Source organism: Gymnodinialimonas mytili (assembly GCF_037544085.1).
Classification (GTDB): domain Bacteria; phylum Pseudomonadota; class Alphaproteobacteria; order Rhodobacterales; family Rhodobacteraceae; genus Gymnodinialimonas; species Gymnodinialimonas mytili.
Genome location: NZ_JBBIFW010000001.1, coordinates 50,953 through 67,923 on the forward strand (window position 1 = coordinate 50,953; position 16,971 = coordinate 67,923).

The 16,971-nt window shown below is 63.5% G+C and carries 16 protein-coding genes; 11 read left to right on the plus strand and 5 right to left on the minus strand.

The window, feature by feature from the left end; genetic code table 11:
* The first annotated feature begins 5 nt into the window (after window positions 1-5).
* The 4 genes from V8J82_RS00280 (at window position 6) to rsmA (ending at window position 5,446) form a co-directional block, all read left to right on the plus strand.
* Window positions 6-2,138 (plus strand): LPS-assembly protein LptD, encoded by a 2,133-nt coding sequence (locus V8J82_RS00280; protein ID WP_339970912.1) that lies wholly within the window; start codon window positions 6-8, stop codon window positions 2,136-2,138.
* Window positions 2,139-2,185: 47 nt separating this feature from the next.
* Complete coding sequence (locus V8J82_RS00285) at window positions 2,186-3,412, plus strand: peptidylprolyl isomerase (protein ID WP_339970914.1); 1,227 nt, start codon at window positions 2,186-2,188, stop codon at window positions 3,410-3,412.
* 3 nt (window positions 3,413-3,415) lie between these two features.
* Complete coding sequence (gene pdxA, locus V8J82_RS00290; protein ID WP_339970916.1) at window positions 3,416-4,411, plus strand: 4-hydroxythreonine-4-phosphate dehydrogenase PdxA; 996 nt, start codon at window positions 3,416-3,418, stop codon at window positions 4,409-4,411.
* Window positions 4,412-4,612: 201 nt separating this feature from the next.
* On the plus strand, window positions 4,613-5,446 hold the full coding sequence (rsmA, locus tag V8J82_RS00295) for a 16S rRNA (adenine(1518)-N(6)/adenine(1519)-N(6))-dimethyltransferase RsmA (RefSeq protein WP_339970918.1): 834 nt from the start codon (window positions 4,613-4,615) through the stop codon (window positions 5,444-5,446).
* Between the two features lie 87 nt (window positions 5,447-5,533).
* Here rsmA and V8J82_RS00300 read toward each other — a convergent pair whose 3' ends face one another.
* The 4 genes from V8J82_RS00300 to V8J82_RS00315 form a co-directional block, all read right to left on the minus strand.
* Entirely contained in the window at window positions 5,534-6,181 is a 648-nt protein-coding gene (locus V8J82_RS00300; protein WP_339970920.1) for a DUF4167 domain-containing protein, read from the minus strand.
* A gap of 261 nt (window positions 6,182-6,442) precedes the next feature.
* Window positions 6,443-7,291 (minus strand): peptide chain release factor N(5)-glutamine methyltransferase, encoded by an 849-nt coding sequence (gene prmC, locus V8J82_RS00305; RefSeq protein WP_339970922.1) that lies wholly within the window; start codon window positions 7,289-7,291, stop codon window positions 6,443-6,445.
* On the minus strand, window positions 7,291-8,346 hold the full coding sequence (gene prfA / locus V8J82_RS00310; protein ID WP_339970925.1) for a peptide chain release factor 1: 1,056 nt from the start codon (window positions 8,344-8,346) through the stop codon (window positions 7,291-7,293). Before prfA ends, prmC begins: the two co-directional genes overlap by 1 nt.
* A gap of 57 nt (window positions 8,347-8,403) precedes the next feature.
* Window positions 8,404-8,856 (minus strand): DUF1499 domain-containing protein, encoded by a 453-nt coding sequence (locus tag V8J82_RS00315; protein ID WP_339970927.1) that lies wholly within the window; start codon window positions 8,854-8,856, stop codon window positions 8,404-8,406.
* 163 nt (window positions 8,857-9,019) lie between these two features.
* Between V8J82_RS00315 and V8J82_RS00320 the strand changes: the two genes are divergently transcribed.
* The 5 genes from V8J82_RS00320 (at window position 9,020) to V8J82_RS00340 (ending at window position 13,330) form a co-directional block, all read left to right on the plus strand.
* A complete protein-coding gene (locus V8J82_RS00320; RefSeq protein ID WP_339970929.1) occupies window positions 9,020-9,955 on the plus strand; it encodes a nucleoside hydrolase in 936 nt (311 codons plus the stop codon).
* Window positions 9,942-10,394 carry a hypothetical protein gene (locus V8J82_RS00325; RefSeq protein ID WP_339970931.1) on the plus strand — a complete coding sequence of 151 codons (453 nt, stop codon included), beginning with the start codon at window positions 9,942-9,944 and terminating at the stop codon, window positions 10,392-10,394. Before V8J82_RS00320 ends, V8J82_RS00325 begins: the two co-directional genes overlap by 14 nt.
* A gap of 56 nt (window positions 10,395-10,450) precedes the next feature.
* A complete protein-coding gene (locus tag V8J82_RS00330; protein WP_339970933.1) occupies window positions 10,451-11,893 on the plus strand; it encodes a protein adenylyltransferase SelO in 1,443 nt (480 codons plus the stop codon).
* Window positions 11,894-11,989: 96 nt separating this feature from the next.
* Window positions 11,990-12,832: a DUF533 domain-containing protein gene (locus V8J82_RS00335; RefSeq protein ID WP_339970935.1), complete on the plus strand. Its 843-nt coding sequence runs from the start codon at window positions 11,990-11,992 to the stop codon at window positions 12,830-12,832.
* 87 nt (window positions 12,833-12,919) lie between these two features.
* Complete coding sequence (locus V8J82_RS00340; protein WP_339970937.1) at window positions 12,920-13,330, plus strand: Fur family transcriptional regulator; 411 nt, start codon at window positions 12,920-12,922, stop codon at window positions 13,328-13,330.
* A gap of 2 nt (window positions 13,331-13,332) precedes the next feature.
* Here V8J82_RS00340 and V8J82_RS00345 read toward each other — a convergent pair whose 3' ends face one another.
* Complete coding sequence (locus V8J82_RS00345) at window positions 13,333-14,586, minus strand: PAS domain-containing protein (protein ID WP_339970940.1); 1,254 nt, start codon at window positions 14,584-14,586, stop codon at window positions 13,333-13,335.
* A gap of 97 nt (window positions 14,587-14,683) precedes the next feature.
* On the opposite strand from V8J82_RS00345, the gene V8J82_RS00350 reads away from it, so the two are divergent.
* Both V8J82_RS00350 and eno read left to right on the plus strand, forming a co-directional pair.
* A complete protein-coding gene (locus V8J82_RS00350; RefSeq protein ID WP_339970942.1) occupies window positions 14,684-15,544 on the plus strand; it encodes a DMT family transporter in 861 nt (286 codons plus the stop codon).
* A gap of 105 nt (window positions 15,545-15,649) precedes the next feature.
* Window positions 15,650-16,927 carry a phosphopyruvate hydratase gene (gene eno, locus V8J82_RS00355; protein WP_339970944.1) on the plus strand — a complete coding sequence of 426 codons (1,278 nt, stop codon included), beginning with the start codon at window positions 15,650-15,652 and terminating at the stop codon, window positions 16,925-16,927.
* Window positions 16,928-16,971 lie beyond the last annotated feature (44 nt).

A 16,971-nucleotide genomic window follows, 5' to 3' on the forward strand; every position in this document is an offset into this window, starting at 1 on the left:
GGCGCATGGCTTATATCTTTGCGGCGACGCTGGCCGTCCTACTCTGCCTACCACATCTGGCGGCGGCGCAGAGCGCGCCCGCCATTGCGCCTGCCACCTTGATCGCCGACAACATTCGCTTCGATGGCACCTCATCGGTCACGGCTGATGGCTCGGTCGAAGTCTTCTTTGAAGGCACGCGCCTGCGTGCGCAGTCGATCTCGTTTGATGGCGAAACGGATAGGCTTGTGGTTCAGGGCCCGATGACGTTGACCGAGCCGTCCGGCAATACTGTGATCATCGCCGATTTCGGCGAATTGTCATCGGATCTGCAAAATGGCGTGATGCAATCCGCACGCCTGGTGCTGGACCGCGAATTGCAGATCGCCGCCACCGAGATCAACCGGTCCGAAGGGCGCTATACACAGGCCTATCAGGCCGTGGCATCCTATTGCGAAGTCTGTTTTGAAAACCCCACACCGCTATGGGAAATCCGTGCGCGCCGGATCATCCATGACGAGGCGGAACAACAGCTCTACTTCAACAATGCGCATCTGCGCGTATTGGGAATTCCGGTGTTCTACCTGCCGCAATTGCGCCTGCCCGACCCCAACCTGGAACGGGCAACCGGATTTCTGGTGCCCGATAGCCGACAGGACAATGTCACCGGAACGCATCTGCTGACACCTTATTTCATTCGTCTGGGCGACCATGCCGACCTGACCCTCACGCCCTGGATCGGAACCGGCGGGCAAACGGTTGAAGGCCGCTACCGGCAGGCTTTTCGCCATGGATATATCCAATTGGACGGCGCGCTGACCTGGGATGATCTGACCGATGACGATACACGCGGCTATTTCTTTTCCGTTGGCACATTCGACCTGCCGCGCGACTTTACGCTCGATCTGCAAGCGCAGGCGGTCAGCGATCGCGGATATCTACGCACCTACGATTTCTCTGGCGTAGACTTGCTGGAAAGCTTCGTGCGGCTGAGCCGTGTGGATCGAGAGCAATATGTGGGCGTCTCGGCGACTGTCTATGAAACGCTGCGCGACGGTGTCGATAACGACACCCTACCGACCCGGGTGGGTCGGGCCGAGATCACGCGCCGCTTCACGCCCAATCTGATCGGCGGGATCCTGACCGCCGACCTCGAAGCGACAACGCTCTACCGGTTTTCCGATATCGACGGGCCCGACGGCCGCGATGTGTCCCGCATTACCGGGATGCTGGATTGGCGCCGCACCGAGGTGTATGGCGGGCTGGTCACCACATTCGAAGGCGCCATGCATGGCGGCTATTACAACACACGGCAGGGCGGCGATCTGGACGGGCAGGAAACGCGCCTGACACCCTATGCCGCGGTTGAGATGCGCTATCCTTTACAGGCGGCGGGGGCCAATGGCGTCAGCCACCTGATCGAGCCGGCGGCACAACTGGTCTGGTCAGACACCTATGGCGATCCCGTGCCCAATGAAGACAGCTTCCTTGTTGAATTGGACGAGGCCAATCTGTTCTCGCTGGATCGGTTCCCCGGCTCGGATCAGCGCGAAACGGGCGCGCGGGCCAATGTCGGCCTGACCTATACACGCTCCGCCCCGTCGGGCTTTCACTGGTCTTTGGCGGGTGGGCTTGTCCTGCGCGCACAAGACGAGGATCAGTTCACCGAGGGATCGGGCCTGGATGGCGTGCAATCGGATTACCTGGTCGCCACGCATCTGCGTTTTGGCCAAAATCTAAGCCTGATCAACCGGGCCCTGTTCGATACGAATTTCGATTTCACCTCTTCGGAAATCTCGCTGTTCTGGACGGGTGAGCGTCACACGCTTGGCACCAGCTACACCTATCTTGAATCCGACCTGGCCGAGGATCGCCCGCGCGATCTGGCCGAATGGATCTTCGATGCCCGCTACGAGATCGATAGTGGCTGGGATGCCGGTGTGGATTGGCGCTATGATTTCACCGATGGCGGGCCGACCAGCACGGGCCTGTCGCTTGGTTTTGCGAATGAATGTGTGGATATGGAGTTTTCCGTTTCGCGCAGCTATACGGACTCGGCCACGGTAGAGCCTTCGACAACGTTTGGCTTCGAAGTGGCCCTGGCAGGTTTCGGCGCGTCGCGCGAAGGGCGCTCGACGGCGCGGAGCTGCCGGGGGTAAAAGGCCCAAGACGCCGCCCTGAGCAACAACGTGACGGAAGTTCGAGCATGACCTTTTTCTCAAAGTTTTCGGCCGCCTCTCTGGCCTTTGCCGCGACGCTGGTGGGGCTGGGTACGGTGCAGGCGCAAAGCCCGTTTTCGGCGGCCATCCGCATCGATGATGCCATTGTCACGAATTACGAGATCGATCAGCGCATCCGGTTTATCGAGGTGCTCAACGCCCAGGGCGACTTGCGCAACGACGCCATCGAGGCGCTGATCAACGAGCGCCTTCAGCAGGCCGAAGGCTTGCGTCTGGGCGTCGCGGCGGATCCCGAGGCGATTGAGGCCGGCGTGGAAGAATTCGCCGCCCGCGCCAATCTGGGGGCCGAGCAATTTATCCGTCAGATGGGCAGCGAAGGGGTCGCGCCGGAGACCATCCGCGATTTCGTGGCCACCGGGATCACCTGGCGCAATGTGGTGCGCAATCAATTCGCCAATCAGGCGCGCATCAGCGATGCCGAGATCGACCGCGCGATGGAAATCGGGACCAGCCTGGGGGGCGGTGTGGAAATTCTGCTGGCCGAGATCATCATTCCCGTCACGCCACAGAACCAGGCCAATCTGGAAAGCGAATTGGCGCGTCTGGGCCGCGATGTCAGCGGCAATTCCGAGCGCTTCTCAGAGGCGGCGCGCCGGTTCTCGGCAGCGCCGACCCGCGAACGCGGCGGGGTGACTGGCTGGCGGCCCATCACGTCGATCCCCGAAGGGCTGCGCCAGATGTTTTTGGACATGGCGCCCGGCCAGGTCAGCCGACCGGTGCCCTTGGGCGGGGGCCAGGCCTTTGCGATCTTTCAGTTCCGCGGTGAGCGGGAGGTGACAGCGCCCCCGCCGACCGTCACCGCGATCGATTACGTCACCATCGCAATCCCCGGCGGCCAATCCGAGGCCGCCCTGACCGAGGCGGCGCGTCTCGATGCGGCTGTGGATACCTGCAACGATTTCAACGGTGTGATCCCCGGCGGGTTCGAGCGCCAAAGCGTTGCCCCCGGTCAGATCGAGCAGGATATCGCGCTGGCCCTGCGCAATCTCGACGATCACGAGATGTCGACCCAGGTCACGCGGAACGGTGGCGCCGTGCTGCTTGCCGTGATGTTGTGCGACCGGGTCTTGGCCGATCCGGAAGGTGGCCGCGCGGCGGTGCGTGAGCGCCTGTTCCAGCAGCGGCTGGAGAGCCTCGCAGCGGGATATATCGAAGAATTGCGCGCCAACGCGACCATTCGGTTCCTCAACTAGGCCATGGCTGGCGCCGCACCGATTGCGCTGAGCATTGGAGAGCCATCGGGTATCGGCCCGGAGATTGCAGCGAAGGCCTGGGATCACCTGCGCGACGCCCTGCCCTTTTTCGTCATCGGAGATCCACGGCATCTGGCGGGGCTTGGGGTGGCGGTGATCGAGGTCGACGCGCCCGATGAGGCGCCCCTGGCCGCGGCGCAGGGCCTGCCGGTCTTGCCGCTGGCCTTTGACGGAGAGGTCCGGCCCGGCAGCCCGGATCCGGCCAATGCCCAGGGCGTAATCGACGCGATCACACGCGGGGTTGCGCTGGTACAATCGGGCGCCGCCGCGGCCCTGACGACGGGCCCGATCCACAAAAAGGCATTGATGGACGGCGCGGGCTTTGCCTTTCCGGGCCATACGGAATTTCTGGCGCATCTGGCGGGTGTGGACCGCGTGGTGATGATGCTGGCCTGCCCGGATCTGCGGGTGGTGCCGGTGACGATCCACATCGCGCTGGAGGCCGTACCGCAGGCCCTGAATGCGGAGCTGTTGCGAGAGACGATCGAGATCACTGACGCGGCCTTGCGGCAGGATTTCGGGATCGCGGCGCCACGGCTGGCGGTGGCCGGGCTGAACCCCCATGCCGGCGAAGGCGGGGCGATGGGGCATGAGGAGCTGACATTGATCGCGCCGGTGCTTGATGCCCTGCGCGGCGCGGGCCTGGCGGTGAGCGGACCGCATTCAGCCGATACCATGTTCCATGCAGGTGCCCGAACGGGCTACGACGCGGCGATTGCGATGTATCACGATCAGGCACTGATCCCGATCAAGACGCTGGATTTTGCGGGCGGGGTGAATGTGACGCTGGGGCTGCCCTTTATCCGCACCTCTCCCGATCACGGGACGGCTTTCGATATTGCCGGGCGCGGCGCGGCGGACCCGACCAGCCTGATTGCCGCCTTGCGGATGGCGCACGACATGGCCGCGGCGCGGATGGCGGCGGGAACCGCCCCATGACGCCCCGGTCTTTCGCCGCGTGCTCGGGCCCTTTCGGGCCCCTGCGCCCCGCGCGCGACCCGGCGCCCGAGGCGGTGCCTCGGGCGGGGGGCTGTGGTTCGGGTTCGGCATGGTGGCTGGCGCCGGAGGGGGGCTATCTGCCCCCCACGCCTGCGGCGCCCCACCGAGGATATTTGGAAAGCAAAGATCGAGGGCAGTGGGATGGCCATTGATGCATTGCCGCCTTTGCGGGAGGTGATTGCCGCCCATAGCCTATCGGCGCGCAAGGCGTTGGGGCAGAATTTTTTGTTGGATTTGAACCTGACGGCCAAGATCGCCCGGCTGGCTGGTGATCTGAGCCAGGCGGATGTGTTGGAGGTGGGCCCCGGCCCTGGCGGATTGACGCGCGGCCTGCTGGCAGAAGGCGCGCGGCGGGTCGTGGCGGTGGAAAAGGATGCGCGGTGCCTGCCGGCGCTGGCCGAGATCGCGGCAGCTTATCCCGGCCGATTGGAGGTGATGAACGCCGATGCCTTGGAGATCGACTGGCAGGCGGTTTTGGCGCCGCCGCGCAAGATCGTGGCCAACCTCCCATATAACGTCGGAACCGAGTTGCTGGTGCGGTGGCTGACCCCGCCAAGTTGGCCGCCCGCCTGGGACAGCCTGACACTGATGTTTCAGCGCGAGGTGGCCGACCGGATCGTGGCGCAGCCAGGGGGCAAGGCCTATGGGCGGTTGGCGGTGCTGGCGCAATGGCGGTGTGAGGCGCGGATCGCCATGACCCTGCCGCCTGAGGCGTTTACGCCGCCGCCCAAAGTACGCTCGGCCGTTGTGCATCTAACCGCCCTGTCCGCACCGCGATACGAGGCCGATCCGGCGGTCTTGTCACGTGTGGTGGCAGCCGCCTTCGGGCAGCGGCGCAAAATGCTACGCGCAGCCCTGAAAGGGTTGGCGCCCGATATCGAAGAGCACCTGCGCGCCGCGGGGATTGCACCCACGGAGCGGGCTGAACAGGTGCCGATCGAAGGGTTCTGCGCCCTGGCGCGCACCTTGGCTTAGACCGCGGGACATCATCCGCACTCTAAAAGCAACGCGCCGCGATCTTGGTGGATCACGGCGCGCAATGTCAGTCAGATTGTCGGCGAATTACTCAGCGGCCTCTTGCGGAGGCTTGTCACCATCCTCTGGCGCGGCCGGAGCGGCCTCACCGCTGGCCTCGCCGGCGTCGGGCGCCGGATCGGCCTTGCGACGGCGGCTGCGCGTCCGCTTGGGTTTTGGGGCCGGGTTTTCCGGTGTTTCGACCAGGCCGCTTTCGCCACCATCGGTTTCGATCACGGCATCGAAGCCGCCCTGGGCGGGCTGCTGCCCCTCGGGTGCGGCCTCGGGTTGGGGCTGCTGCGGTTGGCGGCCCTGATCCCCGGATTGCGGTTGAGGCTGCTGATCGCCGCCGCCACCGCCCTGGTTTTTCGGGTTACCGCCCTGTTGGCCGCGATTGTTCTGGTTTTGATTCTGGTTCTGCTGTTGCTGCTGTTCGCGCTTGGCTTCCATCTCGCGCTGTGCCTCGCCCAACATGCGCAGATAATGCTCGGCATGTTGTTGGAAGTTCTCGGCCGCAACGCGGTCATTGCTGAGCTGCGCGTCGCGGGTCAGCTGATTGTACTTGTCGATAATCTGCTGCGGTGTGCCGCGGACTTTGCCCTCGGGGCCCGAGGAGTCGAAGACGCGATTGACGATATTGCCAACGGAGCGGTTGCGGTTCCCCTTGGACCGCGAGCGGTTCTTCGATGATCTCATGTGCAGTCTTTTCCAGTTATCCTGGTTGGTGGCCCATGGTCGTATCCGACCGGGCCAATATGGGTCAGTCTGCGCGACACCCATCTTGATCGAGGGCAATAGCGCTGTCTGGCTAGGAAAGTGTGCCGCTGGTCCAATCGGTCCGCTGGCCTCACGCGAAAGGAGTAACCATGCGCGCCGTCCCATGACAAGACCAAACTGGCGAAACGATGTGAAAACAGCGGAAAAACGGCATCTGCGCCACAGAAATCGATGGGTTGCTCAGGGGCGGCACGCCAAAATCACCCGGTCTTTTCCGTTCAAATCCTTGTGGCAGGCGATATTTTCCAGCCCCATCCGATCCAGCATGCCGCACACCTGCGCGGATTGGGTCGGGCCGATCTCCAGCAATAGCCGCCCGCCGGGGGTCAGATGACTGCGCACATTCACGGCCAGTTCGCGGTATGCACTCAGGCCGTCCCCACCCGGGGTCAGGGCCATTTGCGGCTCCCACATCCGGACATCGGGCATCAGGCGCTGATATTCCTCATGCGAGATATAGGGCGGGTTCGACACGATCAGATCGTAATGGCCCACGATCCCCTTGAACCAATCGCAAACCACCAGGCCCGCACGGTCATCCACCCTCAATTGCGTCAAGTTTACCATGGCCACATTCATCGCCGCCGGCGACATGTCGGTGCCGATGCCGCGGGCCTGGGGCCGTTCGGCGAGCAACGTCCCGAGGATACAGCCCGAGCCGGTGCCAAGATCCAGCACATTGCGGAACGGCGCGGCCAACGCGTGTTCGATCAGCGTTTCGGTTTCGGGCCGCGGATCCAGCACATCGCCCGTCACCGCGAACCAACGGCCGTAAAACATCCGCTTGCCGATGATCTGGCTGACGGGTTTGCCTTGGCTGCGATCGACCACGGCATCGAGAAAACGTGCCATCTGGCCTTGGGTCATTTCATCATGTCCGTGCAGCGGCACGCGGTCGGCGCCGATATTCAGCACATGGCCCATGATCCAGCGCACATCTCGGGCGGCACCGTCGATGCCTGCGCGCGCCAATTCATCCCGACCCCAATTGAGCTGTGCTTGCACATTTGCAGGCCGGGTAATGGACATTATGCCTCCATTTCGGCCAATCGCATGGCCTGATCTTCGGCGGTGAGGGCCTCGATGATCTCGGTCAGATCCCCGGCCATCACCTGGTCGAGCTTGTAGAGCGTCAGATTGATGCGGTGATCGGTCATGCGGCCTTGCGGGAAGTTATACGTCCGGATCCGCTCGGACCGGTCGCCGGAGCCCACCTGCGCCTTGCGGTCGGCGGCGCGTTCCTGATCCACCTTCTGCCGTTCGGCATCATAAAGTCGCGCGCGCAGAACCCCCATGGCGATCTCGCGATTGCGGTGCTGCGATTTCTCGGAACTCGTCACCACGATCCCGGACGGCAAATGGGTGATCCGCACGGCGGAATCGGTGGTGTTGACATGCTGCCCGCCTGCCCCGCTGGCGCGCATCGTATCGATGCGGATATCGGCGGCGGGGATGTCGATATCAACCTCTTCGGCCTCGGGCAGAACCGCAACGGTCGCCGCCGAAGTATGGATCCGCCCACCGCTTTCGGTTTCGGGCACCCGCTGCACGCGATGCACGCCGGATTCGAATTTCAGCGCGGCGAACACATTTTCACCCGCGATCCGGGCGGTGACCTCTTTGATCCCGCCCAGCTCGGTTTCCTGAAGATTCACGATCTCCAACTGCCAACCGCGGCTTTCGGAATAGCGCGTATACATCCGCAGCAGATCGCCCGCGAACAAGGCAGCCTCGTCCCCACCGGTGCCGGGCCGGATCTCGATCATGGCGGGTTTGGCATCGGCGGCGTCTTTGGGCAGCAGCGCCAGTTGCAAGGCCTGTTCCGCGGCGGGGATCGCCTCGCGCAGGCGCGGCAGTTCTTCCTCGGCCAGGGGGCGCATATCGGGATCGTCGAGCATGAGTTCAGCCTCGGTCAGATCCTCAAGCAGCTGATTATAGGCTGCAATCTCGGTCACGACCGGCTTTAGCTCGGCATATTCACGGCTGATCTTGGCAATCTCGGAGGCATCTGGCCCGCCATTCAATTGCGCTTCGAGGAATTCGAACCGGTCGGTGATCTGACGAAGGCGGTCTTGGGGAAGCATATCGGGAACTCAGTGGCGACAAGGGGCGGCGGCAAAGGCGAAACGGCGCAATGCTCGCTAAGATTCGTCCCCATGCAAGGCGGTCAGCCATTGCTGCACCCGAACCGTATTGGCGCCCAGATCGTTCATGCCGTAAATCGACCGTGAATAGATATCGACCCGCGTGCCCGGCGCCTCGGCCACCCAGCGCAGCGTCACGATATCGGGATAGCGCATGACGGGCGTGCGCACCACATACGTGATGTGGCGGTCTGCGATGGAGCCTGCCAAAATCTCAGCCCCCTCCGCTTCTGCCAGCGCGGCGATGCGCTCGCCGACAACATCTGGCTGCGCCGAGACCTGCGAGCCGTTGGGGCCTGCCATCCGCGCGAAATTGGGCGTACCGGGCGGCACGACCTCAGCCGGGTCCACATGCTGGCCCTCCGCATCGATCGGAGCGAACCGGACATAGACCGCGAAGGCCAAAAACACGAGCGCAAGCGCAACGACGGCGTAGAGTAGAAATCGCATGCCCCTCACATGCGATGACGCGCCGGGCAGGTCAAGATCGCCGGGCAAATTTGCGCGACAGCGCGGTGGCCCGTCGCGGATAGTCCACCGCCCCAGAATCGTGACCTTGCATCTTGCCTCAACGCTGGGTCAGATGCAGGCTTGCAACGAACCGGAGACCTCTATGCCGCGCCGCATCATAATCGATACCGACCCCGGACAGGATGATGCCGTGGCCATTCTGTTAGCGCTCGCATCGCCTGAGCTTGAGGTGCTGGGGGTCACCGCGGTGGCGGGCAATGTGCCGCTGGACCTGACCGCACGCAATGCGCGCATCGTGTGCGAATTGGCGAAACGCCCTGATATCAAGGTTTTTGCGGGCTGCGACAGGCCATTGCGGCACAAATTGGTGACCGCCGAACATGTGCATGGCAAAACCGGGCTGGACGGGCCGCAATTGCCCGATCCGACAATGCCGTTGCAACCGGGGCATGCCATCGATTTCATCATCGACACGTTGCGCGAGGAACCCGCTGGCAGCGTGACGCTCTGTCCTTTGGGGCCGCTGACCAACATCGCCACCGCATTCCAACGCGCGCCCGATATCGTGGAACGGGTGCAACAAGTCGTGCTGATGGGCGGCGCTTATTTCCAGGTGGGCAACATCACACCCGCCGCGGAGTTCAACATTTACGTCGATCCCGAAGCTGCTGATATCGTGATGAAATCCGGCTGCGATATCGTGTTCCATCCGCTGGATGTGACCCATAAGGCCCTGACGACGGCGCCGCGCGTGCAGGCATTTCGCGATATGGGGAGTGAGGCCGGAACGATGGTCGCGGCCTGGACCGATTTCTTCGAACGGTTCGATAAGGAGAAGTATGGCAGCCCAGGCGCGCCGCTCCATGACCCCTGCGTGATCGCCTATCTGCTGAAGCCCGAATTGTTTTCGGGCCGCCGCGTGAATGTCGAGATCGAACTGCGGTCCGAACTGACCCGCGGTATGACCGTTGCCGATTGGTGGGGCGTGACCGACCGCGCGCCCAATGCGCTGTTCCTGGGCGATGTGGATGCGGAGGGGTTCTTTGCCCTGCTCGTGGACCGGATTGCGCGGCTCTAGCCTGAGCCTCGTGCTGGCCATTCTGGCCCATGGCGCCGCCGCGCAGGAGCCCGGCAGCGCCGAGATCACCCTGCCCGACCACATCCTGTTCCTGGCCACCGACCTCGCCCTGCCCGGCCCGCCCTTGGTTCTCTGGCAGGAAGATGGCGGTCTCCAAGCCCAATTCGCGCAATTGCATCTGCGCTTTCCGCTGCCACCGCATTTGACCGTCACGCTACGCCAGATCGAGGGCGGCGCTTGGCAGATCGACACGCTGTCGCTGGACCAACTCGGCATGGATGCGGATTACCATGGGCGGCCCGGCGATCTGCGGATCACGCAGAGCGATCTGTCCGACGCCTGGCTGCGGCTACGTATCGAAGGCAGGGTCACGCCCGACACGCTTGGCATGGCGCAACCGGTGCAGATCGACCTGCGCGTGCCGCTGCCGCCGCGCTGACCCTGGCAAGTCCCTGTCCCGGCGACTACATCTGGGACAGCAACGCAGGAAGACCCATGACCGCGCAATTCCCCTTCGACAATTCCTATGCTCGCCTGCCCACGCGGTTCTACACCCGCCAAAACCCGGCGGAGGTGGCCGCCCCTGGCCTGATCGCGGTCAATCATGGGCTGGCCGAGCGATTGGGGCTGACCCTGCCCGAAAGCGCAGAGGACCAGGCACGGCTTTTTGCGGGCAATGACATCCCAGACGGCGCTACCCCCCTGGCCCAGGTCTATGCCGGGCACCAATTCGGCGGCTGGTCCCCGCAATTGGGCGACGGCCGCGCGGTCATGCTGGGCGAGGTCGTGGCGCCCGATGGCGCGCGGTTCGACATCCAGTTGAAAGGGGCGGGCCAAACACCTTATTCGCGCATGGGCGATGGGCGCGCCTGGGTCGGCCCGGTGATCCGCGAATACATCCTGTCCGAGGCGATGGCCGCCCTTGGCATCCCCACCACGCGTGCGCTGGCCGCCGTCACCACGGGCGAAACCGTGCTGCGCGAACGGGCCATGCCGGGCGCTGTCCTGACCCGCGTCGCCGCCAGCCATATCCGCGTGGGCACGTTCCAATTCTTCGCCGCTCGCCGGGATGTGGAGGCCTTGCAAGCCCTGACCGATCACACAATCGCCCGCCATTATCCCGATGCCGACGGGCCAAGCGGCTTGCTGGAAGCGGTCATCGGCGCGCAAGCGGATCTGGTCGCGCGATGGATGGGGGTGGGCTTTATCCATGGTGTGATGAACACCGATAATATGACACTGTCGGGCGAAACCATTGATTATGGCCCCTGCGCCTTCATGGATGTCTACCATCCCGAAACCTTCTTCTCCTCCATCGATCAATTCGGGCGCTATGCCTTTGCCAACCAACCGCAGATCGCGGCCTGGAACCTGGCTCAATTGGCAACCGCGCTTTTGCCGCTGATGCCTGATCGCGACGCGGCCATCGAACGCTTTACCGAGGCGGTGAATGGCTTTGCCGAACGCTTCGATGCCGCTTGGCACGGCGTGCTGCGGCGCAAGCTGGGCCTGGCGGAGGACCGCGAGGAGGATGCAGCGCTCGCCTTTGATCTGCTGGATCGCATGGCCCAGGGTGGTGGCGACTTCACCCGCGTGTTCCGCGCCTTGTCGGGCCCCAATCCAGCCCTCGCCGAGGCGGAGTTCCGCGCGCCACGGGTCTTTGGCCCATGGTTTGAGGCCTGGCAGGCGCGGCTAGCCGAAGAACACCGCGATGAGCTCGCGCGTGTCACCGCGATGCAGGCCGTCAACCCGGCGCTGATCCCCCGCAATCACAGCGTCGAACAGGCGATCCAGGCGGCTGTCGCGGGTGATTTCGGCCCGTTCCACCGGCTGAATGAGGCCCTGAGCGATCCGTTCACCGACCGGGCCGATATCCTCGATCTGCAGGCCGGGCCCGAGGAGGACGAGGTTGTGACGCAGACCTTCTGCGGCACTTGAACGTTTTGCGGCGCTGTCTGTCCTGTTCCCCTTTCGGGCACGGGCACTGACCTGGCATGGTCCAGGCGCAAAACATGATCCGTGGGAGGAGCCATCATGAGCCTATTGAGAACCTTGGCCGCCGTCGCTGTCGGCGTTGCAGCGACAAAAGGCGCGCAAGCGCTGTCCGACCGGTCCCGCGAGCGCGGCGGTGGCGGTCTGTTGGACGAGATGCGTGGCCGTGGCGGCGCCGATCTGGGCGCCCTTCTGGGCGGCAATCGGACCCGTGGCGGCGGACTGGGTGACCTGTTGGAAGAATTTGGCGGCTCTGGCGCGTTAGGCGGCTTGGGCGGGATGCTGGGCCGCGGGGCCGCGGGTGGCCTCTTGGGCGGTTTGCTGGGCGGCGGGTCCGGTCAGACGCCAGCGTTTGGGCGGCGGCTGAACGAAGCTCTGCGCAATGGGCGCGAACCCGACGACGTCCCCACCGCCGATGAAGAGGCGATGGCGGGCCTGATGATCCGCGCGATGATCATGGCCGCCAAGGCCGATGGGCGGATCGACGGTGCCGAACGGCAGGCTCTGTTGGGCCGGTTGGGCGATTTGGACGCGCGCGAGCGGCAATTTGTTGAAGCGGAAATGGCCGCGCAAATCGATCCCTACGACTTCGCGCGTGACGTGCCCGACCATCCCGGCCTGCGGGCGCAGATCTTTGCGGCGGCGATGTCGGCCATCGATGTGGACAGCGCAGCCGAGCGCCGCTTTGCCGAAGATCTTGCCGCCGCCTTGGGCGTCGATGAGCGCGCCCGTGGCCATGTGCAGCGCCGGATGTCGGGCCATTACGGCGCCGAACCCGATGCGCCCTGGGAAAAGCAGGCCAATGACGATCCCTATACGCGCCCCATCGCATCGGGTGGTGGCAAGGGTGTCGGCAGTACCGTGATCGGTGGCGGACGCCATTAAGGCCTCTGCCCTCCTCGCGCCCGGCCGGTCTTTATCCGGGCGTGGGAATCCCTTAGATCAGAGCGCGGGCGAGGTAAGAGGGCCAGGATGAGCGACACGATTGAGGACCGCTGCGCGCAAAAAGGGTTGCGCATGACGGAACAGCGCCGCGTCATCGCGCAGGTTCTGGCTGAGTCGGACGATCATCCCGATGTCGAAGAGCTGTATTCCAGGGCCAGCGGCGTGGATCCGAGGATCTCTATCGCGACGGTCTACCGGACGGTAAAATTGTTCGAAGAGGCCGGCATCCTAGACAAGCTGGAATTCGGCGATGGCCGCGCCCGGTATGAGGATGCCGAGCGCGACCACCATGACCACCTGATCGACATGAATTCCGGGGAAGTGATCGAGTTTGTCGACCCCGACATCGAAGCGCTCCAGGAAAAGATCGCGGCCAAGCTGGGCTACAAGCTGAAGGGTCATCGCCTGGAGCTTTACGGGGTTCCGTTGAAGAAATAGGGCTAGGCCGCCAAGCTGGCCGTGTCGCGACGGCCCAGCGCCGTCAGCGCACCATCGATGCGCTTGCAATCCGACAGCAGCGCATCGAGTTCCGTGCCCAGATCGATCTGAAACCGGTTCAATTGTTCACCGATCTCATGGATGCCCCCGGCATCGCCAACGATCTGCGCCGCCTCGATCCGGCACATCACGCGGGTCATGGCCAGACCTGACCCCACCCGCTTGAGATTGGCCATCACATCGGAAAACCGACGATTCTGTGCGACGACCTTTTTGTGGCTCTCCGTCATCTGCTGTTCAAAGTCGCCCAGGGCGATGGTCATGCGCCGATCCTCCTGCGCGGGGTCGGCGGCGATCTGTCCGTGCTCGGCGACCTGCTCGGCCTGTTCCCGGGCGAAACGCGGGATCGCCTCGCTTAGCAATCCGCGTGCGCAATAGCCAAGCCGACCGGCCTGGGCCGTGTGGCGCAGCCCTGTCATGGCCGATTGCAATTGCCCGATGACATGTTCGATTTCATTGGCCAGCGACGCATAATTCTGCGCGATGACCTTGAGCGTTTCCGCGCCCTTCTGCAGGCGCCCACCCTGGATCGCCAGATTGGTCGGAGAGCCTTTGATCCACCGCAGCAGATTGACCACATTGGCCATTGCCACATCCATCCGCTTCAACGCTGCGGCGATATCCGCATAGCTCGCCAAGCCCGAATCCGGCACCCGGTCCAACGCGCTTTGGCGATGTTGCATTTCGCTCGATAAGGCATCCGCGGCAAATTCCTCATAGCTAGCGAACCCCAGATCGACCGTCATCGCCTGCAGACGCGCCGCGCTGTCTTTGGGTGTGATATCCGCCGACAATTCGTGCTTGCGCAGATCCCGGTAGATCACAGCCACCTTGTCCAAGGTCGCGCTGCCGGGTTTCAGGCGGACCGAGACCAGGCTATCGCCCATCTCAACCGCAACGGCGAAAACCCAGTAATACCGCCCGTCCTCGGCGCGGTTCTTGACGTAGCCGGCAAAGGGCGCGCCCGCTTTCAACCTTTGCCACATCAGGCTGAACACGGCGCGTGGCATATCGGGATGGCGGATAATCTTATGTGGTGCGCCAATCACCTCGGATCGCCCATAGCCCGACAGGCGCAGAAAGACCGAATTGCAGCTTTGAATGACGCCGCGCGGATCGGTGCGCGAGAAGAACAGATCGTCGGCGTCGAACCCCTCGACAGGTTGATCGATCACTGCGATATCAGCCTTGGCCATGGCTTAACCCCGTCACTCATACGATCCCAGCGTTACGGGCAAATGATTGCCATCGCCTTACCGCGGCGCCGTGCCCCGAACCGACAAGGACGCTAATATGGACAATTTGAAGGGGATGGGCTGGATGACCCTGGCCATGCTGGGTTTTGCCCTGGCCGACACCTTCATCAAACTCACCTTAGGGGCGCTTCCGGTTGGGCAAGTCATTGCAATCTTTGGCCTTGGCGGGGCGCTGATCTTTGGCACCTGGGCCGCGCTGAAGGGTGAAAAGGTGGTCGATCCTGACCTGTTCACCGCGCCGTTTATCTTCCGTCTCGGCTCTGAGGTTGTCGCCACTGTCTGTTTCATCGTGGCGCTGTCGCTGATCGACCTGTCACTGCTATCGGCGATCATTCAGGCCAATCCGCTGCTGGTGACGCTGGGGGCCGCGCTGTTCATGGGCCAGAGCGTGGGCTGGCGGCGATGGGCGGCAATCATGATCGGCCTTTTTGGAGTGCTGGTGATCGTCCGCCCCGGCTTTGAAGGCTTTGACATCAACAGCTTGTGGGCCCTGGGCGCCGCCATCGGGCTGACCGGGCGCGACCTGGCGACCCGTGTCATCCCGCGCAAGGTTTCAACGCTGTTGCTGACGGCCTGGGGCTTTGTGGCCGCGGGCGTGGCGGGTGTTACGATGCTGGTGTTCCAGGGCGCCCCGGTTCTGCCCGACGGGAACCTGACGCTGTTGCTTGGCGGCGCGCTGACCTTCATCCTGATCGCCTATTACGCGATCACCGCGGCGATGCGCGTGGGCGAAATCGCCGCCGTGACGCCATTCCGCTACACCCGGCTGATCTTCGCCTTGATCCTGGCCTTCTATGTCTTTGACGAACGCCCCGATGCCTTGACCCTGATCGGCGCTGGCATCGTGATTGCGACCGGGCTTTACACCCTGTTCCGCGAGCGGCGGAGCACCGCGTAGGCTGCGCTGCGACGTTACCGCTAACATTTGTTAGCGCAAAGGGGGTTCGATCCTGGCCAAGCCGGTGCTATAGCGCCCCTAACTTGGCAGCGGAGAGACCTTATCATGAGCCTGATCCTCGATATCCATGCGCGCGAGATCCTCGACAGTCGCGGCAATCCCACCGTCGAAGTCGACGTCACGCTGGAGGACGGCACGCAGGGCCGCGCCGCTGTGCCTTCGGGCGCCTCGACCGGGGCCTATGAGGCCGTCGAAAAGCGTGATGGCGATGCGGCGCGCTATATGGGCAAAGGTGTGCAAGAGGCCGTCGCCGCCGTGAATGGCGAGATTGCCGAAGCGCTGCTGGGCTTCGACGCGACCGAGCAAGTCGCCATCGACATGGCCATGTGCGAGTTGGACGGCACCGACAACAAGGCTCGGCTGGGCGCAAATGCAATCCTGGGCGTGTCGCTCGCGACCGCGAAGGCCGCCGCTGACTTCACCGCGCAACCGCTCTACCGCTATGTGGGCGGCACCCAGGCGCGGGTTCTGCCGGTGCCGATGATGAATATCATCAATGGCGGCGAACATGCCGACAACCCGATCGACATTCAGGAATTCATGATCATGCCCGTCGCCGCGAGTTCGATTGCGGAGGCCGTGCGTATGGGCTCGGAAGTGTTCCACACGCTGAAAAAAGAGCTGTCGGCCGCGGGTCTCAGCACCGGGATCGGCGATGAGGGCGGCTTCGCGCCCAACCTGTCCTCGACCCGCGATGCGCTGGATTTCATCCTGAAAAGCATCGAGAAAGCAGGCTACACGCCGGGCGACGACATCATGCTGGCGCTGGATTGCGCCGCCACGGAATACTTTAAGGACGGCGCCTATGTCTTTGCAGGCGAAGACAAATCGCTCAGCCCCGAAGAGAATGTGCGCTATCTTGAGGCGCTGGTGAACGATTACCCGATCCTCAGCATCGAAGATGGCTGTGACGAGGATGATTGGGCCGGTTGGGGCATGTTGACCGAGGCGCTTGGCGGCAAGGTGCAACTGGTGGGCGACGATCTGTTCGTGACCAACCCTGAGCGCCTGGCCGAAGGGATCGAGAAAGGCGCGGCAAACTCGCTTCTGGTGAAGGTCAACCAGATCGGCACCCTGACCGAGACTTTGGAGGCCGTCGAGTTGGCGCATCGCTCCCGCTATACCTGCGTGATGTCGCACCGCTCGGGCGAGACCGAAGACGCCACCATCGCCGATCTGGCCGTCGCGACGAATTGCGGGCAGATCAAAACCGGCTCTCTGGCCCGGTCGGACCGGCTGGCCAAGTACAACCAGCTGATCCGGATTGAAGAACAGCTGGAAGACAGTGCTGTCTACGCAGGTAAATCGATCCTGCGCGGCTAATTCTTGGCGCCCCTGTCCGGTCTTGGGGCTGACAGGGGCCCATT